Below are 21,466 nucleotides of genomic sequence, written 5' to 3'. Positions count from 1 at the left end.
GCCCCTGCACGGCGGGGGAAGCGCTTACCGCTTGTGTATTCCACTAGCTCTTTCTAAGCACGCTTAGCTTCTGTGCCGGAGCCTCTGTAAGCAGAGGCAGAATAACCTCTACTCTGGTGCCGCCTTCTTCCCGTTCCCTCAGCGTAACCCCATAGTCACTTCCGAAATATCCGGCAATTCTCTCCCGCACATTGCGAATGCCGTAGCCGCCGGTGTGACGTTTACGCGGCCGCGCTTCCGGCTGCTTCAAGCCCGATCCGTTATCATCAATACTAATCAGCAGCGCCTCTGCTGCTCTGCCTATATAAATAGAAACAATGCCGCTGCTCTGCTTATTAAATCCATGTACGATTGAATTCTCCACGAACGGCTGCAGGGTTAGCTTCGGGAGGAATAAATCCTGAACCTCCGGAGCAGCCTCAATCCGGTATTCCAGTCCGGTTCCCCAGCGGAGCTGCTGGATTTCGAGATAACACCGGATGTGCAGCAGCTCTTCAGAGATCTTAATGAAGCTGGCCCCGTTGGATAAGCCGATCCGGAACATCTGTCCCATCAGCTCCAGAATCCGGCTGAGCTCTTCCTGCCCGGCATCAATCGCCATCCAGTTGAGCTGGTCCAGCATATTATAGAGAAAATGGGGATTGATATTCGCCTGCAGCGCCTCAATCTCAGCTTTCCGCTGCTGCTCATAACGCCGTTCCAGCGAGAGGTACAGCTCCTCAATGCGCTCGTTCTGCTTGCGGTAGCCGGAGAACAAATAACCGAATTCATTCTCATAATCTGTGGGCAGCTCCTCTTTATGCCCTCCAACAGAGTACATCTTCATAGCGCTTACAAGCTGCTTGATAGGTTTGGTAAACTGCTTGCTCAGATAGTGTGTCAGCAGCAGCACCAGCAGGATCGCTGCGATACCAATCAGGCCAATCCACTCCGCCAGCTTCAGACTGCTTGCCGTAATCTGCTTCCATGAGGTGAATTCGATCAGCGTCCAGATGGAGTTATCCATTCGGGAATAGACCAGCAGAGTGTTGCCGGAACCTGCTTTGCCCGGAATATGCACATACCCCGACTTCTTACTCTTGAGATCGATCCACTTAGACCACTCGTTCTGTTCGAGCGTCTCCCCGATCCTCAGAATCTGCTTCCCTTCGCTGTCGGCCATGATGCGGTTCGACCCGGAGGAATTGCCGGTCAGCAGCTGCCGGATTTCCTTGGCTTTAATATGGACGACGAGCACGCCCAGATAGTCATTCTCATACATGATTTTCCGGGCGAAGCTAAGCACCGGGACCTCCCCTTGAAAGCTGGGAATGGTATATTCCCCGGACCAGGCGAAATCGCTTTTCAACAGACGCTTGGACCATTCCTGCTTATCCAGATCAACAATATTCCGGAACTGGATGTAGCTTTGACTCTCACTCGGCATAGGTTCATTCATATACAGATCAATCCCTTGAATTAAAGGAATCGCATAGGTCAGATTGGCGAGCGCACTTTCTACACTCACACGCCTGCGGTACCGCTCGAAATCATCCTGCCTGTTCCGGAGAAAAGTGGTCAGTTCGTTATCCCTTGAGCTGGACAGTGAAATCTGCTCAATCATATCCAGCCGTGTTGTGATTTCATTATTCAGTTCGTCCAGCAGCCGCTGCTGGTAATGGGAGGTCGTCTGCACGAGGGCTTTGGATGAATTGCTGTAGCTTGTCCATGCCGTAACCGCGATCACCAGAATGAGGACGATAGCGAAGCTATGGAAGAATAGCCGGTCGATTCTGAATTTTTTAAAAGGATTGGTCAAGTCCTTACCTTCCTTCACTTCCGGTTCACACGAAAGAAACGGTAAAGCTGCGAATAAGGCTCGGGCGCTTTACCGTTATGTGACGGATGTTTTTTTACATCTTATCCCTTTATACCTGTTGTCGCAATCCCGTCTACGAAATACTTCTGCAGGAACATGAAGACGAGCGTAGCCGGAAGAATGGATACAAGCGACATGGCAAGCAGCTGACCCCACTCCGCCGCAGACTGGGAATCGTTGATCATGCGCAGCGCAAGGCCGACCGTATATTTATCCACCGTGTTGATGTACAGGAGATGGCCCAGGAAATCATCCCAGTTCCACAGGAAGCAGAAGATGGTTACCGTAACGATCGCCGGGAAAGCCAGCGGCATAACGACTCTCCAGAAGATGCCGAACCAGGAGCATCCGTCGATTTTGGCCGATTCGTCAAGCTCTCTTGGAACCCCGCGGATGAACTGAATCAACAGGAAGACGAAGAAGCTCCCGCCCGCCCCGCCCGCCAGCAGATGGGGAATGATAAACGGCAAATACGTATTGACCCAGCCCAGCTGATAAAATAAAGCATATTGCGGGATAATCAGCACCTGCCCGGGCATCATCAGGGTCAGCATCAGAATCGAGAACCAGAAATTCTTCAGCGGAAAATCCAGTCTCGCGAAACCAAAGGCAACCAGTGTGCAGGATAACAGGGTTGCGATAATTACAGCAATTTCAAGCCCGAAGGTATTGAGATAGAAATCTGTAAAAGTATGGCCGGGAACCGAATTCCAGCCCTTGGTGAAGTTGTCCCAGTGCTGGACCGCCGGGAAGATTCCGGGTGAGCTAAGCTCGGTGCTGTCTTTCAGCGATGCTCCAATCCACCAGACAATCGGATAGACCATGACGAAGCTGAAGAGAATCATGAACAGATGACGGATTGCCGGCTTCCATTTCAGAATGGTCATTTACGTTGTTTCCCTCCAGTGTCTGTTTCATAGAATACCCAATACTTCGAGGTATAGGAGATCACGACCGTTGCAGCAACGATGGCGACCAGCATAATCCAGGCCAGTGCGGAAGCGTAACCCAGCTCGTAACGGCTGAAGGCCCTCTCATACAGATACATTGCATAGACATAGGTGGAGTTCATCGGCCCTCCGTTCGTAATCACAAAAGCCGAAGTGAACATCTGGAAGGCGCCAATGACGGCCATGATCAGGTTGAAGTAGAGGATCGGCGACAGCATCGGCAGGGTGATTCTGAAGAATTGCGTTCTCTTGCCGGCCCCGTCAACCGAAGACGCCTCGTAGAGATCATTCGGGATCTGCTTCAGTCCTGCCAAAAAGATTACCATGGTGGAGCCGAATTGCCAGACGGTCAGGAGAATCAGTGTGCCAAGAGCGGTGTCCGGACTGGTAATCCAGCTTTTCCCTTCTATGCCAAAGACAGCAATCAGCTTGTTAAAAATCCCCTCTACCCCGAAGATGTTGCGCCAGAGCAGGGAGACCCCGATGCTGCCCCCGATCAGCGAAGGGAAATAGATCGCCGTACGGTAAGCACTAATTCCTCTCACCGCTTTGCTGAGAATCATGGCAACGAATAGTGCGGCTGCCAGCTTCAGGGGCACGGATGCAAGCACATACATGACGGTTACTTTGGCAGATTGAATAAATTTCGGGTCTGCCGTAAAGATCCGCTCATAATTGCGGGACCCGATCCATTGCATCGGCTGCATCAAAGTGTAGTCGGTAAACGAATAGTACAGCGATAAGAATAACGGATACGCCGTCAGCGCCAGAAACCCGATCAGCCAGGGCGCAATAAACAAATAGCCCGCAAGCGGAGCGTTCCATCTGCTGCGAAAGTAAGAGCTTTTTCTCGGCAATGGAGCGGCTTCGGCTAAAGTCGTTGTGGAACGGTTCATCTGTGGTCACCTCTTGTGGTCAATTTGGATAACTCAAGTATATAATTGGCCCACACCCGGCTAAATGAGGGGAATGCTCGAATTCTTTCAAAATATAACGATAAATTCAGGAGCAAAATAGTTCTGAATAAAGCCCGGAACATGGCTGTCCCGGGCTTTGGCATTCAAATATAAGTATTTATAAGATTTACACTACAAATTATCCTTCTATTTCTCGTAGGATTGCGCTGCTTCCTTAAGCTGCTTATAGGCTTCTTCCGGCGTGGATTTCCCGAAGCTGAGCTGGTCACGGACAAGCACCCAGTCTTTATCCACGAAGTTCGTCCAGCCTCCGGCCCCGGCCGACCAGGTCTGGCCATCCGGCTCCGTAGCACGCAGAAGGCCTAACCCTATTTTATCCAGTTCGCTCATGTTTGCTTCCAGAAGGGCGGCATTATCCTTATTGGCAGGGAGGCCGCGGAAGGTTTGGGTAACTTGGGCCGCTTCCGGATCATTCACGAACCAGTTGATGAATTTCTTGGCTTCTTCCGCATGCTTGGAATTCTTGGAAACGGCCAGGAACATCGACGGCTTCAGCCAGCCTCCGGCTTCTTCGGCACGCGGCATTGTTACAAGGGCGTAAGCCCCAGGTTTAATACTGTCCCAGGTTCCCAGATTGTTGGAGAAGCTGTACCGGAACAGGACTTTGCCTGCTGCCAGCAGGTCCATTTGCGGATCATTCTCCTTATCGGAGGCATTCACATCCGCCGGAGGAACCAGGCCTTCTGTACGCAGCTCCTCAAATTTCCGGGTCCATTCCAGGTACGTGGCTTCATCCACATTGAAATGACCGTCATCCGTGATAACCTGCCCTTTCCCTCTGGCGTATTGGTAAGCCGAATACATGAAATAGTTCCCCGCATAGTCCAGGGTGAAATACTGGCCGTCCGGCAGCTTTGCTTGGGATTCCTTGGCTAATGCGAAGAAATCATCCCAGGTCCAGCCGTTGGCCGGATTGGCAATGCCCAGCTTATCCATGGCGGCTTTATCATAAACCATACCGAAGGCTACCGAGCCCAGCGGAACAGCATACTGTTTGCCGTCCAGCTGGCCGCCGGCCAGCAGCTTCTCATCGAATTTGCTGACATCCACCTCAGGCGCCAATTCAGTGAGTTGTTTGCGGGCCATCCAGTCCGGCATCCAGCCCGGGTCCAGCTGCACAATATCGGGAGCGTTATTGGCTGCAGCCTGGGTAGATAATTTGTCCAGATATCCGTCCATCCCGGAATACTCCGGCTCAAACGTTACATTCGGATTATTCTTCGTGTACAAGTCCAGCGCTGCCAGCGTTGCCTCATGACGCGGCTGGGAGCCCCACCACATAATCCGGAGTTTGACAGGTTCACCGCTGCTAGGAGCTGTAGTTGCCGCAGCATCAGTACTGGCAGGTGCCGCAGTAGCAGCTCCAGCATTGTTTGCTCCATTCCCTCCGCCGCCGCAGGCAGCCAGTGTACCCAATATAGCTGTCATGGCCAACACCGAAAGAGAACGCTTCCATTTCAACATCTTTAACCCTCCTGTATAAATCTGTATTCTCTTACTACATTGTTATAGTAACAATTAGGAAATGAAGTTCATATAAGAGCAATGCACGATTTATTATAAAATCTCCCGGAAATGAAGTCTGCGTGCACACAAAAACACCTCCAAGGCTGCCCCCTATCTATAGATAGAGGCCAATTTCGAAGGTGCTTTACGGCCGGTCTTCACGCTGCGGACCGGGTGATTTCAAGCAAGCAGAATCTACGGTTATTAGGATGCGTCGATAACCTGTCCGGCCACAGCTATCATTTCTTCCTTGGTCAAGTGCCCGCGGTCTTCCCGGACAGTATAATTGACACGTGTCTTTGCATTCATCCATACAACCTGCTTGCTCTCCTGCTTGTCGTTAGCTGTATAGACCACTTCTTGCCCGCCCACTTTCAGCTTCTCCGACTGCGGTTCAACCGGCTGGCCCGCAGCCTCTGCTGGCTCGGCTCTGATAGCGAGGACTCCTGTTATTCCATTGACCGGAGCGGCCATAGTATAGAGCAGCTCTATAGAAATACGCTTCTCCTGCAGCTTCTTCACATATATTTTCTTACCGGACGCCTTCCCCTCGGCAATCACCTGGTTGAATATCTTCTTCTGCTCGGACCATGTTTGATAAGGGGCAATTCTTGCCAGAGTAAAGTTGTAGCCATCCGGGAGCTGCTTCAGCTCCAGACGCATTGCGGTCTTCCCTGCTGCATACTTCTTGATGTATTCATCATAATTTCTGAACATAAGCGAATACGAGTTACTCGCATAAGGCGAGCCGATAGGACTGGCCTGGTATTCCTTGTCATTAATGTACACATACCTGATCTCTCCGGGCTGATAAGTGCCGCTTAACGCCTTCTTCTGCTGATCCAGGAGACTCTTGAATTTCTTCAGCTCCTGCTCTGCTTTCGCTCTAGCCTCTGCCTCGTTGACCTGCGCTATATATTTAACGTCCGTCCGGATGCCAGGCAAGCCTGCTGCGGATTGTATCCCGTATGGGGCAGCGAACGCCTCCCCGGAAGCCCCGTACCCTGTACCCAGTAATAGTGCCGCACTTGTCACAGCCATGAACATTTTTCTGTAATTCATTGAGTTTCCACCTTTCTCTATGTGCAAAATATTTAATTCATCATACCGGCAGCAATATGGATAATGTCATCTTTGGTTATTGTGGTATTCTCAGGAGGGGCAGTCACATCGTAGATCATCCGCGCTTCCGGATCAGCCCAGATAAGTCTGAACTTATATCCTATTTTGAAATCTTCGTTATTGGAGGGTTCGAGATAAATCAGCTGCTTACCGTTAATATCAATATTTTCCACGCTTGTGGTTTGGGTCCACATCAGAGTCTCTACCGGCCCGGTATTCTGCTTCATACGTTTGGCGCTAATTCTCACCTTACTTTCACCATTCTTATACTCCAATGCAGCGGAATCAAAAGTAATGTTATCCGCAGGCTCCCTTCTCCAGGTCACCCGGAAGCCGCCCTCAAGCTCTATTCCGCCGGTCAAGGCAAGCAGTTCCTGTTCATCGATATTTGTAAATAAGGGCTGAATCCGCGCTTCGTCAAAAACATAACCTTCCGGTATATAATCCGGCTGCATCAATCTTGGAGCTGCATACTTCTCCGCTTTGGTCAAATAGCTGGAATAGTCTGTAAATGTCATCGCAGGGCTGATTACTCCACTGCGGTGTTGTCCTCCTCCACCTTCCTGTCTCAGTACGAATGAAGCGAACTCTTCGGGAAGCAACATTTCTTCTACTGCCTTGTAGGCCTCCGCAAATTTGGTATTGAGCTGTTCTTCTTCTTTACTAGGCTCCGCCTGGGGAAGATCAGGCCCGGGGGTTAAGGGCACTTTCGTTATTTCTATAGTTCCGCCTTCCTCCGTCGCCTGAAGCGGCTCATAGGGCAGCACTTCGTATTGGAATTTGGCTGCCTGCCGGGGAACGGAGGAATACAGGGAATAACCGCCTCCCAGTAAAACAATCAGGATTAAGACTGCTGCCCAGCCCCTAACCGGAATCCGTAATATCCGTTTACGGCTGCGTTTCATCCCGGTTACCGTCTCTATCCTCTGCATAATCTCAGGAGCGTCCCCATCATGCAGCGATGCCTGCGGATCAGCAGTAAGGCGTGCCTTACCGAACCCGATGGCTTCCATCACAGGGTCATGGACATCAACGGGCGGAAATTCAGCAGAACGATCTCCATCTTTTACAAACTGCTCTTCTGAGGTCAATTCGCCCTTGCCCATAGTTGTTTCTCCCTCCGTTCGATAGCTTTTTTAAGCTTGCCTCGTGTCCGTTCATATCTTTTCCGTACCGTAGCCGTGCTGACACCCAGAATCTCTCCGATTTCCGCAAAGGATTTATCTTCAAAAATACGAAGAATCAGCAGATTCCGGTCTTCCATATTAAGCTGCTCCAAAGCGGCTGAGACCGGCTCACTGAACAGGCGGTTCTCCACCGTTTGTTCGGCGCTTTTCACCGTAACCTCCTGCCTGAGTAATCTCCGCAGCTGATGCTGAAATTTCTGCCGGCGCAGCTGATTTAAGCAATGATGGTAAGCCACTTTGTAGAGCCATGAGGTGAAATCCGCCTGCGGCCTGAACTGGCCGATGTTCTGATAAGCCTTGATGAAGACATCCTGCACTGCATCCTCGGCCTCTTCCTTGTTGTTCAGCAAGCGGAAGCAGTAAAGGTAAATCCGCTGCTGGTAAAGCCTGATAATATCTGAAAAAAGGCAGGCTTCCCCAGCCTGTATCCGCTTGATCTTCTCTTCTATAGAGTCCACGTTTGTCTCCTTTCTGCTATTAATATAGATATAACACTTGAGCAGGGGATAACGTGACATTTTTTTCCGTTTCAGGCATTAAAAAAGAGACCAACAGTTAGTGCTCTGTTGATCTCTTTATGTAAACTCTAGCTTACAGCTCGCGGTCCAGCCGGAGCACCGCACGGGCAAGCGCACCGGCCCCCTGGGCAATCGGCCCGATGTCCGTCCATTCTTCCGGACAATGGCTGCGGCCGCCGAGGCTTGGCACGAATACCATGCCGATCGGAGCGATGCGGCTCAGCTGATTGCCGTCATGCCCGGCTCCGCTCGGGATTTGCGGTACCGCCTCAGCGCCTTGATCGCCAGCGCCACTCACCAGCAGCACTTCTCCGCAAGCTGCCACCAGCGCTTCCCGGACCCGATCCGAAACTGCCACCGGCTCTGACCGTGTCAGAGGCGTGACATGAAGCTCCAGCCCTCTCGCTTCAACCAGCTGCCGGGCACTCTCCAGATACCGGCTGCATACAACATCGATCAATTCCGGATCGACGCTGCGCACCTCGAACTTGAAGGTCACTTCGCCGGGTACGACATTAGCCGCATTCGGGCTGACATGGACGACACCGACCGTTCCCACGACCGGAGCTTCATACGGCTCGCGGCAGATCCGCTCCAGCTCTGTGAACAGCTCGCCCGCTGCGGTCAGCGCGTCCCGGCGCATCGTCATCGGAGTTGTTCCCGCATGATCCGGCTGGCCGGCTACCCTCAGCTCATACCGGCCGATGCCGACAATGCCCGTCACTACGGCCAGCGGCTGGCCGGATTCAATCAGCACAGGCCCCTGCTCAATATGCAGCTCCAGGTACGCAGCGACGGAGCCCGGCTTGCGCAGCGGTTCCGCCAGCCGCGCCGGTTCTCCGCCTGCTGCGGCGATGCAGTCCCGCAAGATGCGGCCTTCCTGATCGCGGCTGGCCAGCATGCTCTCCGTAAGCGTGCCGACCATGCCCCGGCTGCCCACCGTGGAGACTCCGAAATCTGTCGGTTCTTCCGCGGTGAAATCCACAATCTCCAGTGTATGGCGCAACCTCAGACCGGAATCACGCAGAATGCGTACAATCTCCAGACCTGCCGCCACACCGGCGATGCCGTCGAAGCGGCCGCCGCCGGTTACGGTGTCGGTATGTGAGCCGACCAGAATCGGCGGCAGCTCCGGCTGTGTACCGGGGAGCCGTCCGATCAGATTGGATGCCGCGTCCAGATAAGTCTCAAGCTCCAGTGTTTCCATCTCCTGCCGGAGCCACTCCCGGCCCTCTGCGTACAGCGGCGTAAACGGCCGCCGCGTCCACGGCCTGCCGTGATCTGTAATCCGGCTAAGCGTCTCGATATCCTTCCATAGACGATCTTCATTTGCCGCAGTCATGATGCTATTAGCTCCCATCCCTGCTTCCCCCTTCATTCACCGGAAGGACCGGTGCATAGGCCTGATGTGCAGGCCGCACAAACTGCCCTTCCAAGCGGTCAGTGATATGTTCTCCGTCATATACTTCCTGTCCGCGCACCAGCACCGAGCCGATCTTCCCCTTCATCGCCCGCCCGTGATAGAGGCTCCAGCCGGCAAAGCTGTGCTGCCTGGCTTCGTCCAGCACCCACTGTGCAGCCGGATCGAGAATGACCAGATCTGCATCCGCGCCTATCTTAAGCGAGCCTTTGCGGTCCGAGAGGCCGTAGACACGCGCCGGATTCTCGCACAGCAGCCGGACAAGGTCGTGAATACTCAGCTTCCCCTCGGCTACCCCTGCAGAATACAGATTCGGCAGCAGCGTCTCGACGCCCGGTGCGCCTGAGGCATTCTCAAATATATTTGCGCTCGACTTGCGGTCGATCTGCCATGGCGCATGGTCTGAGGTAACAAGTCCGATCTCTCCGCTGCGGCATAACGCCCACAGCTGATCCTGTGCTTCCCGGGTCCGCAGCGGCGGATTAATCTTCGCCCGTGCTCCCAGCGTGAGCATATCCTCCTCGGTATAGATGAGATAATGAATACAGGTCTCTACGCTGACCTTCGTCCCGAGCTTCCGGTAGATTTCCGCCATTTGAACAGCGTGAGGAACAGTCGTATGGTGAAAATGCACATGCGCCCCGCTCCAGTACGCCAGCTCCAGTGCCGTCGCCACCGCTGCACTCTCGGCCGCTTCGGGCCGCGCCCGGCAGTGCAGCAGCGGATCGGAGCCGTCTCCCGTCTCCAGTTCCGCATTAAGCCGGCGGATGATCTCGTCATTCTCGGCATGCAGCCCGACCGCACAGCCAAGCTCCCGGATGCGCCGGAATGCTGCCAGCATCTCCCCGTCTTCGATACGCGGGAAGCGGTAGGCATTCGTATTGAAGGTAGAGAGCTTGAACCCGCAGGCTCCCGCTGCATAGAGGCGCGGGATCTCGTCCAGACCGCCGGATGGACGGATCGTCGCCAGCAGCGCGACATCCACTGCCGCCTCGCCGGGAATACGTCCGGCCTTCCTGCGGAGCAGCTCCGCCGTCCAGACTGGTTCGTCCGCATCGTACGGCATGTCGATCACAGTGGTGACGCCGCCCGCCGCTGCGGAGCGGGTCGCCCCTGTGATGCCTTCTCGCGGCTCGCTGAAGCAGTGCACATGGGCGTCGACGGCGCCCGGCAGTACAAATCGCCCTGTGGCGTCGATGTGCCGCTCTGCCTGAATACAGGCATCTTCTCCGGCAATGGCGGCGATGCGGCCTTCCCGCACCGCGATCGTCCCGTTCTTAAGCAGGACGCCGCCGGGTAATACTAGATCACCGCGAACGGTAAGTTCGTAGGCTGGTATACTCACGCTTGACACCTGTCCTTCCTATCATTCAGTCAGCCATCGCTGCCCTTGCTGCCCGCAGCAGCGAACCGTCACAGATCAGGCGGCCTACACTGCGGATATCTGCAGATACCGCACGGTCTTCAGCCATGAAGGAGGCTGCTGTCCGCACGCTGCGGTAGACGGCCTCCGTTCCCCGGCCAAGCCGCAATCCGCCGCGCAGGTCGACCGCCTGGGCCGCGTGCAGCAGTTCAACGGCAAGCACATCGCTAAGCAGCCGGATAATTTGGCGGGTCTTGGCTACTACATACGGAGCGTTCGTTGCGTGATCCTCAATATCGCCGGCCAGCGACAGGAAATCCCCCGATGCAGGCTGGGCCAGATGGCGGATTTCCGCATCCAGTGCAGACACTGTCTTCTGGACCGTTCCAAAGCCGATATACCGCTCCTCATCCGGTGACAGAAAGCGGGAGAGCCCGGTAAATGCCGGATTCCCCAGCTTCAGCATCCGGTAGGCGGAGCTCCGCGATACATGCTGGAGGGCACCGCCCAGCATTTCGAAGCCGAGCACCCAGACGAGCGGATCGAAGTTGGCACAGGAGACAATCCGCCCTTCTTCCGGAAGCACGCACGGATTATCGTCCGAGCTGTTAAGCTGCAGCTGAAGCAGCTCTTCCGTATACGCCAGCGCATCCCGCGCCGCGCCGTGGATCTGGCAGACATCGCGGAAGCTGAGCGGGTCCTGCAGTGTCTCCGCATTCCTCCGCGCTTCGAGATCACTGCCTTCCAGCGCGGCACGCAGCAGCCGCATGCTTGCCATCTGGCCGCGGTACGGCCTTGCCCGGTGCACGGCCGGATCGAGCGGCCCGGTCTGGCCGCCGAGCGCTTCGAGCGAGAGCGCGGAGGCCAGATCTGCCAGCTCCAGGATGTCCGCTGTGTCGGCCAGGCCGAGCGCTCCCGTACCTGCAGACAGGGCGTTTGAGCTGACGATGGCCAGCGCATCCTTGGGTCCGAGCGTCAGCGGGGCCAGGCCGGTGCGGCCCAGCGCTTCCGCGGCGCTCATCCGCCGCCCGTCCAGCCGCACCTCGCCTTCCCCGATCATCGCCAGGCCAACCGGGGACAGGCTGGTAATGTCAGCTGCCCCGACAGAGCCCCTGAGATGCAGGACCGGATGAATGCGGAGGTTAAGAAACTCCGCATACCGTAAGGCAATGGCAGGCTCCGTACCCGCATGGCCGAGCAGAAGCCCGTTCAGGCGGGCCAGCAGAACCGCCCGGACCTCATCTTCCGACGCTTCCGGACCCGTGCCTACATCATGGGACAACAGCAGATTGCGGTTATAATCAGCGAACCGGGTCGCGTCAATCCTGCGGTCCTTGTTCCAGCCGACGCCGCGGTTCAGCCCGTATACAGGAACATCCTGCTGCGCCAGCTCGAAGACGAGCCGGCGGGCGGCAGCCATCCGGTCTACCGCCGCAGCTTCGACTGCAACCGGCAGGCCGTGCCGGGCAACTGCACGCACCGCCTGCACAGTCAGCCCTGAACCGGTAAGCATCAACGGCGCGCTGGCGGCAAGGTTAGGATCGCGGCCCGGCATCTTACTCCGCTGCATCCGGAAGATTCAGATAGCGCAGCAGTTCGATGCCCAGCGCCTGTTCAACCTCCGGATACACGCTCGGGTCCTTGACGCTTGAGCTAAGCGGAATCAGGGAACGGTCGATGACGAAGACACCGATGTTCATCCCTCCTTCAATATGGCCGACACTGACCGGACGTCCGGTATCCAGCGAAATCGTCGTAATTACATCCGGGAATGTGCTGAGGCGCACTCCTTCATGACCGTCAACCGCCATATATTCGTTCATGACATGCAGCAGGACGCGGCTGCCATCCGCTTCCGCAAGCTCTATAGTGCCGATATCGAAGGCACCGGAATACTGCACAGCCTTGCGCGCAATCTTGCCGCGGGCAATCAGGCTGCCGCCCGTATGCGAGCAGATGGCCTCGATCACTTGCGCCGGACCATCCGGCTCTGCGGCGAGAATCGCCTGTCCGAGCCCGATGGCAATCGAGATGCCGCCGATGGCCGCATGCTCGCGGATATATTTGGCCGGCAGCGGATGGCGCGCTGCGGCGATGAAGCCGCCGGCCATATCTGCTGCCGTGCGCAGGATGTTCGAGGTGCGCGCCGGAGAACCCTTAACGACCAGTTCCAGATAAGTACCCAGCTCCGGCTTACCGCCGGCAACCGCCTGGATCGTTTCGTATTCGATGCTGGAGGCAAGGCCGAGCGAGCCCATTTTCCCCGTGGGATGCGCCCTGATATCGCCGGTTGCATCTACCACGACGAGTCCGAGCGCCGCCGCCGGCAGCCAGCCGTTGATCGTGCTCGACATCCCGTTCTGCGGCGTCATCACACCGGTGATTGTCCCGTCGTACTTCTCAATGATCAGTTCTACCGCCTTGATGTAATCCTTGCCGAGCATCTGCCAGTCTGTTCCGGCCGGTGCCCCGATGGCGGTGCAGGTCAGGATAATCGCATCATCCGGCAATTCGTCAGGTGAAGCCAGCTTCGGCTTCCCGATCGCAAGCGCCGCACCGCCAATTTCCAGGCCATGGTCCACCCATCCGCCCCCGCCGCTGGCGAAGACCGATCCGCCGCGGACTGCGGCAAGCACATCTTCTTTGGTCAGTTCCCTCATGTCCGTTCTCCTCCTTAAATGTCGGCGTTCACGCGCCGGATACCCTTGCGTTCAATTTCATCGAATGATTGCTCATAACCGGCGTCCGCGTAACGCAGGACGCCCAGTGCCGTATCATTGTTCAGCGCCAGTTCAAGGCGCACATCTGTTGCAGCAGAACCGTCAGCCACGATGGTAATACCCGCGCTAGTCATGTAGCCTGCATACCCGCCGCCGCCCGAATGGATGGCTACAAGATCCGCCATGGAGGAGCAGCTCATCATCGCATTGAGCAGCGGCCAGTCGGATATCGCATCACTGCCGTCCTTCATTCGCTCCGTCATAATATTCGGATGCGCCATCGCCCCGGCATCCAGATGATCGCGGGAGAAGGCCACCGGACCGGACAGCTTCTCTTCGCGTACCATACGGTTGACCGCCAGCGCCAGCTTCGTCCGGTCCCCGTGGCCGAACCAGCCGATCCGCGCCGGCAGGCCTTCGACCGGAACATAGGCATTCGCCAGGCGTATCCAGTTGACTGCGATCTCATTGTCCTTGAATTCATCCAGGATGTATTCGTCGATCTTGCGGATATCTTCCTTATCTCCGCTCAGCGCGATCCAGCGGAACGGGCCGATGGCCCGGGCAAACAGCGGACGCAGGAAGGCTTCCGTGAAGATATCGATGTCAAAAGCGTCCGGAACCCCGTACTTGACCGCCTGTGTCCGGATATTGTTGCCGTTGTCAAAAACGATCGCCCCGCGTTCCTTGAAGGCCAGCATCGCCCGGATCTCTGCAGCGATCGATTGGCCTGCATCATCCTGCAGGCGCTGCGGATCAGCTACACGGACCTCAGCTGCGCGCGCGGCACTATAGCCGCTTGGGATATAACCGTAGAGCAGATCATGTGCAGAAGTCTGGTCAGTGACGATGTCCGGAACTACGCCTCTGCGCAGCAGTTCGGGGTAGATGTCCGCCGCATTGCCAAGCAGGCCGACAGACAGACTTTCGGCAGCTGCTGCCGCTTCGCCAATCCAGGCCAGCGCCTCATCCAGATCATCCGTTTTGCGCTGCAGATAGCCTGAAGCAATCCGTTTGTCAATACGCTCTTCCGATACCTCGACACAGAGAATCGCCGCATTTGCCATCGTCCCCGCCAGAGGCTGCGCTCCGCCCATTCCACCAAGCCCTGCGGTCAGGATGACACGCCCGCGCAGATCGCCACCGAAATGCATGCGCGCAATGCTCTGAAAAATCTCATACGTGCCCTGAATTACGCCTTGCGAGCCGATGTACTGCCAGGCCGCAGCGGTCAGTCCGCCCCATATAATAAGCCCCTTCTCCTGCAGCGAATAAAAGTTCTCGCTTGTCGCCCAGCGTCCGACCAGATTGCAGTTGGCCATGACCACAAGCGGAGCCTGTGCATGGGTCTTGAAGATACCGATCGGCTTGCCGGACTGGATCACAAGTGTCTCATCTTCTTCCAATTCCTTAAGCGTCCGCACAATCGCATGATAGGAAGGCCAGTTGCGGGCAGCCTTGCCCAGCGAGGCGTATACAATCAATTCCTTCTGATTCTCCCCGTTCTCCAGCACATTCTCCAGCATCCGGAGCAGTGCTTCCTGCCGCCAGCCTTTGCAGCGCAGCTCTGGTCCTCTTGCTGCCGTAATCCGTTCCATCCAGATCTTCCTCCCTGTGCTCCTATTCGGCCTCATTTTATTAAATTATTAAATATTGATAACTAATTCCTTAATATTAATAATATAATCCCGATAAACGTACTGCGTCAATCATTAATTCTACCTTTTTTGTCGGATTTATAATGAAGATAAAAGCAGCCCCCTGTTACAGGAAAGCTGCTTTTACCGGTGCTGCTTTTAACGGTACTGCTCCTATACTTGTCCGCCCGCGCGCGGGCCTCAGGCCTCGCCTTCGCCTCCGACCAGCTGCGACAGCTGCCTGGAAGCGCAGACCACCGCTTCGATCAGCACCTTCTTGTTGTCTTCGGTACAGCGGAAATACGGCCCGGCCACAGCCAGACTGGCTACGATCAGGCCATAATTGTCCAGAACCGGGGCTCCGATAGCAAACACATCTGGATCCGCTTCGCCTTTGGTATAGCTGTAGCCCTCTTCCCGGATATGCCGGAGGCCGTTAATCAGCTCTCCGCGTTCCTCTTCAGGTACAAGCAGCGCGGCGAGGCGCTCAATCGTTTTCTCCGTCTCAAAGGCCAGAATGCACTTGCCGGAGGCGCCCAGATGCAGGGGAAGGCGCCGCCCGTTCTCAATTGTGAACTGGATCAGCCCCCGCCCTTTGACATGCTGGATGCAGACCGCATCCAGTCCGGCGCGGACGAACAGGATCGACGTCTCCCCCGTCTTCTCGGTTAGTTCAATCATGACAGGCAGTGCAAGCGACAGCAGATCCCGCTGGATCTGCTTGTTGAGACTGCGGGCCAGATCCAGAATGCGCAGACCCAGGCTGATCTGATTCTTGCCCTTGCGCTCAATGATTCCGTTCATTTCCAGCGTCTGCAGGAAACGGTAGGTGGAGCTCTCCGGTATCGAAACCTTCTCCGCGATTTCACTGACCGTCAGCGTACCGTTCGCTTCGGACAGGGCGAACAATATATCGAGCGCCCGGCTTAACGTATGCGTTCCGTTTTTGCGTTCCAACTCCGGGTTTCCTCCTCGATTGTGATTCGATTCCCCCCTATCATATAGCAAAGGTGCTCAAAAATCATCCTTCGCCCGGCCCTCTCCCCGGGCTCGCTGCAGGGATCGGCGCTCCGCGATAAGCAGCGACTGATTGACGGCAACGGCAAACACGGATACCAGCAGCGTGCCCCAGATCATCTTCGGATAATGGTTCTGGTAGAGGCCTTCAAACAGGATGACGCCAAGACCGCCGGCATTGATCCAGGCCGCAATGGTCGTAATGCCAATCGTCGAGACGGCCGCCACACGAAGCCCGCCAAGAATAACCGGCAGCGCAAGCGGCAGCTCAATGGAGTAGAACAGCCGCCAGCGGCTCATCCCCATTCCCCGCCCGGCTTCGGTTACTGAGCGGTCGACGGATTGAAATCCGGTGGCAACGCCGCGCACCAGCACCAGCTGGCTATATAGAACCAGTGCGATAATGGCAGGCTTCACGCCGATCCCCACAAGCGGAATCAGCAGCGCGAACATGCCAAGGCTCGGAATCGCGTAGACGATACCGAGGACGGACAACACCGGTACAGAGATCCGGCGGTGCCGCGACAGGAAGTAGCCAACCGGCAGCGCGATTGCCAGTGCAATCAGCAAAGACAGCCCGGACAGATACAAATGCTGAAGCAGCCGCTCCAGCAGATCATCGTAATGACGGGTCACATAATCGATCATCGTCAGCTCACCCGCCGTTTCTTCGCCGCAGCTGAGCAAGCGAAATGCCGGCAAGCGGTTCCCCGCCATCGCCTGCAACAACGGCCAATGCTTCACCACTCTCCAGGAGAGCCTCCAGCACTGCCTGCAGATGGTCGCGGCGGCTAACGACTGGCGCATTCAACGGAACCGGACTCTCCAGCGGAACCATGACGCTTTCAGCCGATGCCAGCCGCAGCCACTGGAACAGGTCATCTGCCTGCACGAACCGCCGGACGAAATCATTGGCCGGGCGGCTCACAATATTCCTAGGAATGTCGAACTGCTGCACTGACCCCTCACTCATAACAATCGTCCGGTCTCCCAGCTTGAAGGCCTCCTGAATATCGTGGGTCACGAACAGAATCGTTTTGCCGAGTCTTCGCTGAATCACCAGCAAATCGTCCTGCAGCTTCTCCCGTGTAATCGCGTCGATGGCACCAAACGGCTCATCCATGAGCAGAATGTCCGGGTCGCCTGCCATTGCTCTGGCAATCCCGACCCGCTGCTGCTGCCCGCCGGATAATTGCCGCGGATATCTCTTCCGGAAGTCTGACCGAAGGTCCACCAGCGCAAGCAGTTCGTCGATCCGTGCACTCGTCTTCTTCCGCTCCCAGCCTAGGATGTCCGGCACGGTCGCAATATTCTGTTCAACCGTCATATGCGGGAACAATCCGACTTGCTGGATGACATAACCGATCCCGCTGCGCAGCCCGGTCAGCGGCAGCTCACGTATATTCTTGCCCTGAACGGAGATAGTTCCCGATGTAGGCTCGATAATCCGGTTGACCATCTTGAGCAGGGTGGTTTTGCCGGAGCCCGAAGTGCCTAGAATTGTAACGAATTCTCCTTGCTTAACAGCCAGGGTCGTCGGGTAAACCGATGGCTTGCCCGCTCCGGGATATGTTTTGGTGACGGCGTCGAATACAATCGCCTCTTCGTTCATTATGCAGATCAGCTCCCGTTACATAACCCCACACAGCGGGGCCTTGGCTTCGATGTTTACTCAGTTACTTTGCTGGCCCCCCCAATTCAAACCCGCAAATCAACTTTTTATTAAAAAGGGCTCACGCTTGTCGTGCAGCCCCTTCCTTCATTCACATATGAGCCGACGCGGTGTCAGGCCAGCGTTATTTCAGCAAGCCTTCCTTTTCCAGGAACTCCTTGGCTACATCGGCATATTCCTTCTTATCAATATCCACCTCGGCGTTCAGGCCCTGCACCGTTTCGCTGTCGATCTTGGCTGACACTTCGTTTAGCACTTTAGCAATTTCCGGGTCCTGCTCATTCAGCTCTCCGCGAAGCACAGGTGCAACATAATACGGCGGCCAGAAATGCTTGTCGTCTTCCAGCAGTACCAGATCCTTATTCGTCAAATCGCCGTCCGTCGTGAATCCGACAGTTACATCAGCTTCGCCGGCAAGGATCGTCCGGTATTTCACGCCATAGTCATACAGCTTGATGCTCTTGAAATCGGATTGCCCGTAGAACTTGTTCAGTCCGAGCAGACCATCCTCCCGCTCTTCAAACTCAGGCACAGCGGCAAGTCTCAGCTCAGGAGCAAGCTTCGGCAAATCGGAGATTTTGTACAAATTGTATTTCTCGGCTACAGCCTTCGTGGTGACCAGACCCTGCGAATCGTTCGCATCCGTCGGTTCCAGCCAGATCAGATTGAATTTGTCCTTATAACCTTGCGCCACTTCGTCGTATACTTCCTGTGCATCCGACTTTGGAGGCAACTCCAGAACGTTGATCAGCCCGGTGCCCGTATATTCGGGATACAAGTCGATATCGCCGTTCTTCAGTGCCTCGTGGGCCACAAGCGTACCGCCGAGGTTCAGCTTGCGTTCCACCTTATACCCGGCATTCTCCAGCGCAAGGGAATACACTTCCCCGAGGATCAGGGATTCCGTGAAATTCTTCGAACCAACCTTCACCGTCGGCTTACCGGAAGCACTATTGCTGTTACCTCCGCAAGCGCTGAGCGTAAGTGCTGCTCCGAGCACGATTCCTGTTACGACTAGCCATTTCTTATTCATCTTTGGTTAGCTCCTCTCCATTAGACCCTTTGATATTTGGTGACGATTCGTTCAATACCCGACAATCCGACTTCAGATAAGACCGCCAGGAAGGCGACCGGCAGTGCTCCTACCAGGAGCAGCGAGAAGTTATACATACCCAGTCCGTTGATAATAAAAGTTCCCAGTCCGCCTCCGCCGATGAACGCCGCAAGCGTTGCGCTGGCGACTACTTCGACGACGGAGGTTTTGATTCCCGACAGCACCAGCGGCATCGCCAGGGGCAGCTCGATCTTGCGCAGCATCCGGCCCGGTCCCATTCCCATTCCCGCTGCCGCTTCCAGCAGAAACGGATCAATCTTGCGGAAGCCCAGGTAAGTGGAGATCAGGATCGGCGGACACGCGAGTACGGTCAAGGCAACCAGTGCAGGGGCAAAGCCTGTTCCCATAACCGGGAGAATAATGACGAGAATCGCCAGGCTGGGGATGACCCGCAGCGAGTTGAAGATCCCCATAACCGTGCCGGACAGCCACTGCTTCTTGGCGCACAGAATGCCGAGCGGGATACAAAGTGCAAGCGCAATGAGCATGGCGTACAAGCTGATTGTCAGATGGACGCGCACCGCTTCCCGGAACTGCTCGCCGTGTTGTCCTATATATTCGTACGCTCCGGTCAGAATGGCCAAGCAAAGACACCCCTTTCCGTTATGTAATTATCAATAATTGATAATGAATTATTATAAATAATAGACCACTAATCACATCAAGTCAATCGGAATTGTAACATATTTCTAAGAAAATTTCGTCAGCTGATGCTCAAGGGCAAACCGGTCTATTTAAACCGATTTCTACCTACGGACAAATAAGTAAACAACCTATCAATCGCTTCGCTTGCGGAACAAGCAGAATTCTTTCATACCTTGCTTAGTTCCCTGCTGGCAGCATCGTGATTCTTACCCCACACTGCATTGGCACGGAAATGTTGTACGTTTTGCAACTCGGGCGCCTAAATACCAGGGGGTTCGGGAGAATTGTTGTACGAAATGCAGGAATTCTCCTGATAAACGGCCTAGCGGAGGAGAATTGCTGCATTCTATACAACAATTGCCGGTTATGACCGGGATCGCGAGGAAAATGTTGTATTTTATGCAGGATTTTAATAGCAACCGGCTTTCGGCAAACAATCAATCGTGAACTCCTTACCAAACAAAAGAAACATCCGCCCCCGATAGGAGACAGATGTTCCGTAATAGAATAGATTCAGCAGATACCCGGTTAGCATCTTACATGCCGGCGTTTGAAACCAATCTGCCCTTTGCCCACGGCCTTTTGAATAGTGTCGTAAGCATTGATGAATTTGCTCTTGGGCTTGTCCTTGCCCACCTCTACCGGACCTACCTTCTTCGCAGTCTCAGTTGCCAAGTCATGGAGCGGCGAAAAGGATATGCCCACGGTGTATAAGAAGTTGTTCATCGAAATCCTGGTGCGCTCCGGCGCGTCATGAATCGTCCTGCTCACCAGTTCCAGCATACCGGCCAGTTTACTCTCAGAGAACTCTTTGTCCGGGCGGCTCCCCAGCAGCCAGCAGTAACAGCTCCAGCCCGCCGACATTCTCAGGTCCTCCCCGCTCGCGATCCATTTATCGGCAACCTGCTGGGCAATATCCGCCTCCGCCAGAGTTACGGCCACCACGAAATCAGACAGCATATAGAAATAAGCCCCGTCCATCCACCGGTCATAATCGGCTTCCGTCATCCCATTAGGGTCGGCAATGATTCCTGCAAAATACATCGCGTCATAATTTCCCGTCGCATATAGCTCTTCAGCCAGCGGCTGGTTGATTTTAGTTTTTTTGAAAATCGGCTTCATCGCCCCGGTAGCTACACCAAAAAGCGGTTCCTGCGCGCCATTCGAGCTGTATATTTTCTTGGTTCGTTCCTTACCGAGCTCTTCCAGCTCCTGCATGACCATTTCTGCGTTCATCGTGCGGCCCCCTTGTGGTAAAGTATTCTCTTCAAAGTGCCCCCTTAAGCATCACCGGATACAGAAATTGTACTGTACGGTTCGCGCAGCCGCAAGCTTAGTATCAGGGCTCCGAGGGTCTTTTGCCCATCGCGGCCAGAACCCGGTATCCATCGGAAGGACGGCCGGCATAGGGCCCCGCCGAGTACACCACAGGTGTTAAGGTTACGCATAGATTAACGAGATTGAACACACCGGACGCAAACACCAGATTCTCAAATAACGGCTGCATGGGCACCCAAAGATACATCACAAGCATAGCAATAACCAGCAACAGTGAAACCAGCGGTCCGCCGAGCGGAATCCCGATTTTCTGATATTTTAAAAGAAGCTCATCATCCTCTTTCGTAGCCACCCTGCCCGTTAATCCCCAGGATAAGCAGAATTGCAAACGCCCCAGTACCAGGGTCGCATGGGGGCCGGGCCGGTCTGAGCCCATACCCAGCATTGATATCATCACTGATCACTCTCCATCGGTCACAATA

Annotated in this window: 19 protein-coding genes; all 19 read right to left on the bottom strand. The window is 55.2% G+C overall.

The annotated features are described in order from the left end of the window. Positions 1–43 precede the first annotated feature (43 nt). A complete protein-coding gene (locus PBOR_RS08630; protein ID WP_042211313.1) occupies positions 44–1,798 on the bottom strand; it encodes a sensor histidine kinase in 1,755 nt (584 codons plus the stop codon). 101 nt (positions 1,799–1,899) lie between these two features. Next, positions 1,900–2,745, bottom strand: a complete 846-nt coding sequence (locus PBOR_RS08625) for a carbohydrate ABC transporter permease (protein ID WP_042211311.1) — start codon at positions 2,743–2,745, stop codon at positions 1,900–1,902. Next, positions 2,742–3,704, bottom strand: a complete 963-nt coding sequence (locus PBOR_RS08620; RefSeq protein WP_042211310.1) for a carbohydrate ABC transporter permease — start codon at positions 3,702–3,704, stop codon at positions 2,742–2,744. Before PBOR_RS08620 ends, PBOR_RS08625 begins: the two co-directional genes overlap by 4 nt. A 207-nt stretch (positions 3,705–3,911) precedes the next feature. Next, positions 3,912–5,249, bottom strand: coding sequence for an ABC transporter substrate-binding protein (locus PBOR_RS08615; protein ID WP_042211309.1), 1,338 nt, complete (start codon positions 5,247–5,249; stop codon positions 3,912–3,914). 246 nt (positions 5,250–5,495) lie between these two features. Then, on the bottom strand, positions 5,496–6,353 hold the full coding sequence (locus tag PBOR_RS08610; protein ID WP_042211308.1) for a hypothetical protein: 858 nt from the start codon (positions 6,351–6,353) through the stop codon (positions 5,496–5,498). 32 nt (positions 6,354–6,385) lie between these two features. Continuing rightward, on the bottom strand, positions 6,386–7,519 hold the full coding sequence (locus PBOR_RS08605) for a DUF4367 domain-containing protein (protein WP_042211307.1): 1,134 nt from the start codon (positions 7,517–7,519) through the stop codon (positions 6,386–6,388). After that, entirely contained in the window at positions 7,501–8,058 is a 558-nt protein-coding gene (locus PBOR_RS08600) for an RNA polymerase sigma factor (protein WP_245648088.1), read from the bottom strand. Before PBOR_RS08600 ends, PBOR_RS08605 begins: the two co-directional genes overlap by 19 nt. A 133-nt stretch (positions 8,059–8,191) precedes the next feature. Then, the gene (locus PBOR_RS08595) at positions 8,192–9,478 is read right to left on the bottom strand and encodes an N-carbamyl-l-glutamate amidohydrolase ErtE (RefSeq protein ID WP_042211305.1); all 1,287 of its coding nucleotides are present in this window, start codon (positions 9,476–9,478) and stop codon (positions 8,192–8,194) included. Next, positions 9,468–10,883: a dihydroorotase gene (locus PBOR_RS08590; protein ID WP_042219125.1), complete on the bottom strand. Its 1,416-nt coding sequence runs from the start codon at positions 10,881–10,883 to the stop codon at positions 9,468–9,470. Before PBOR_RS08590 ends, PBOR_RS08595 begins: the two co-directional genes overlap by 11 nt. A gap of 25 nt (positions 10,884–10,908) precedes the next feature. Next, on the bottom strand, positions 10,909–12,471 hold the full coding sequence (locus PBOR_RS08585) for an HAL/PAL/TAL family ammonia-lyase (RefSeq protein ID WP_218918892.1): 1,563 nt from the start codon (positions 12,469–12,471) through the stop codon (positions 10,909–10,911). Then, on the bottom strand, positions 12,458–13,561 hold the full coding sequence (locus PBOR_RS08580) for a thiohydantoin desulfurase (protein WP_042211303.1): 1,104 nt from the start codon (positions 13,559–13,561) through the stop codon (positions 12,458–12,460). The genes PBOR_RS08585 and PBOR_RS08580 overlap by 14 nt, the downstream gene beginning before the upstream one ends. A 14-nt stretch (positions 13,562–13,575) precedes the next feature. After that, positions 13,576–15,219 (bottom strand): thiourocanate hydratase, encoded by a 1,644-nt coding sequence (locus PBOR_RS08575; RefSeq protein ID WP_042211302.1) that lies wholly within the window; start codon positions 15,217–15,219, stop codon positions 13,576–13,578. 240 nt (positions 15,220–15,459) lie between these two features. After that, the gene (locus PBOR_RS08570) at positions 15,460–16,215 is read right to left on the bottom strand and encodes an IclR family transcriptional regulator (RefSeq protein WP_042211301.1); all 756 of its coding nucleotides are present in this window, start codon (positions 16,213–16,215) and stop codon (positions 15,460–15,462) included. A gap of 57 nt (positions 16,216–16,272) precedes the next feature. Further along, positions 16,273–16,977 (bottom strand): ABC transporter permease, encoded by a 705-nt coding sequence (locus PBOR_RS08565; protein WP_245648086.1) that lies wholly within the window; start codon positions 16,975–16,977, stop codon positions 16,273–16,275. Next, the gene (locus tag PBOR_RS08560) at positions 16,931–17,887 is read right to left on the bottom strand and encodes an ABC transporter ATP-binding protein (RefSeq protein ID WP_042211300.1); all 957 of its coding nucleotides are present in this window, start codon (positions 17,885–17,887) and stop codon (positions 16,931–16,933) included. Before PBOR_RS08560 ends, PBOR_RS08565 begins: the two co-directional genes overlap by 47 nt. A gap of 184 nt (positions 17,888–18,071) precedes the next feature. Then, a complete protein-coding gene (locus tag PBOR_RS08555; protein ID WP_042211299.1) occupies positions 18,072–18,980 on the bottom strand; it encodes an ABC transporter substrate-binding protein in 909 nt (302 codons plus the stop codon). A 20-nt stretch (positions 18,981–19,000) separates the two neighbouring features. Beyond that, positions 19,001–19,645: an ABC transporter permease gene (locus tag PBOR_RS08550; protein ID WP_042211298.1), complete on the bottom strand. Its 645-nt coding sequence runs from the start codon at positions 19,643–19,645 to the stop codon at positions 19,001–19,003. Positions 19,646–20,234: 589 nt separating this feature from the next. Next, positions 20,235–20,942: a DNA alkylation repair protein gene (locus tag PBOR_RS08545; RefSeq protein ID WP_042211297.1), complete on the bottom strand. Its 708-nt coding sequence runs from the start codon at positions 20,940–20,942 to the stop codon at positions 20,235–20,237. A gap of 103 nt (positions 20,943–21,045) precedes the next feature. Next, the gene (locus tag PBOR_RS08540; RefSeq protein ID WP_157763998.1) at positions 21,046–21,441 is read right to left on the bottom strand and encodes a hypothetical protein; all 396 of its coding nucleotides are present in this window, start codon (positions 21,439–21,441) and stop codon (positions 21,046–21,048) included. Between the last annotated feature and the right edge of the window lie 25 nt (positions 21,442–21,466).

Origin of the sequence: Paenibacillus borealis, from assembly GCF_000758665.1 — a bacterium.
Taxonomy (GTDB): domain Bacteria; phylum Bacillota; class Bacilli; order Paenibacillales; family Paenibacillaceae; genus Paenibacillus_AQ; species Paenibacillus_AQ borealis.
Note: the sequence above shows the minus strand (reverse complement) of the source record. Positions and strands in the feature narration are given on the sequence as shown.

Bases quoted from the DNA above. Each gene is read 5' to 3' on its own strand.
- PBOR_RS08625 (WP_042211311.1), bottom strand. From the start codon at position 2,745: ATGACCATTCTGAAATGGAAGCCGGCAATCCGTCATCTGTTCATGATT.
- PBOR_RS08620 (WP_042211310.1), bottom strand. From the start codon at position 3,704: ATGAACCGTTCCACAACGACTTTAGCCGAAGCCGCTCCATTGCCGAGA.
- PBOR_RS08615 (WP_042211309.1), bottom strand. From the start codon at position 5,249: ATGTTGAAATGGAAGCGTTCTCTTTCGGTGTTGGCCATGACAGCTATA.
- PBOR_RS08610 (WP_042211308.1), bottom strand. From the start codon at position 6,353: ATGAATTACAGAAAAATGTTCATGGCTGTGACAAGTGCGGCACTATTA.
- PBOR_RS08605 (WP_042211307.1), bottom strand. From the start codon at position 7,519: ATGGGCAAGGGCGAATTGACCTCAGAAGAGCAGTTTGTAAAAGATGGA.
- PBOR_RS08595 (WP_042211305.1), bottom strand. From the start codon at position 9,478: ATGGGAGCTAATAGCATCATGACTGCGGCAAATGAAGATCGTCTATGG.
- PBOR_RS08585 (WP_218918892.1), bottom strand. From the start codon at position 12,471: ATGCAGCGGAGTAAGATGCCGGGCCGCGATCCTAACCTTGCCGCCAGC.
- PBOR_RS08580 (WP_042211303.1), bottom strand. From the start codon at position 13,561: ATGAGGGAACTGACCAAAGAAGATGTGCTTGCCGCAGTCCGCGGCGGA.
- PBOR_RS08575 (WP_042211302.1), bottom strand. From the start codon at position 15,219: ATGGAACGGATTACGGCAGCAAGAGGACCAGAGCTGCGCTGCAAAGGC.
- PBOR_RS08560 (WP_042211300.1), bottom strand. From the start codon at position 17,887: ATGAACGAAGAGGCGATTGTATTCGACGCCGTCACCAAAACATATCCC.
- PBOR_RS08555 (WP_042211299.1), bottom strand. From the start codon at position 18,980: ATGAATAAGAAATGGCTAGTCGTAACAGGAATCGTGCTCGGAGCAGCA.
- PBOR_RS08545 (WP_042211297.1), bottom strand. From the start codon at position 20,942: ATGAACGCAGAAATGGTCATGCAGGAGCTGGAAGAGCTCGGTAAGGAA.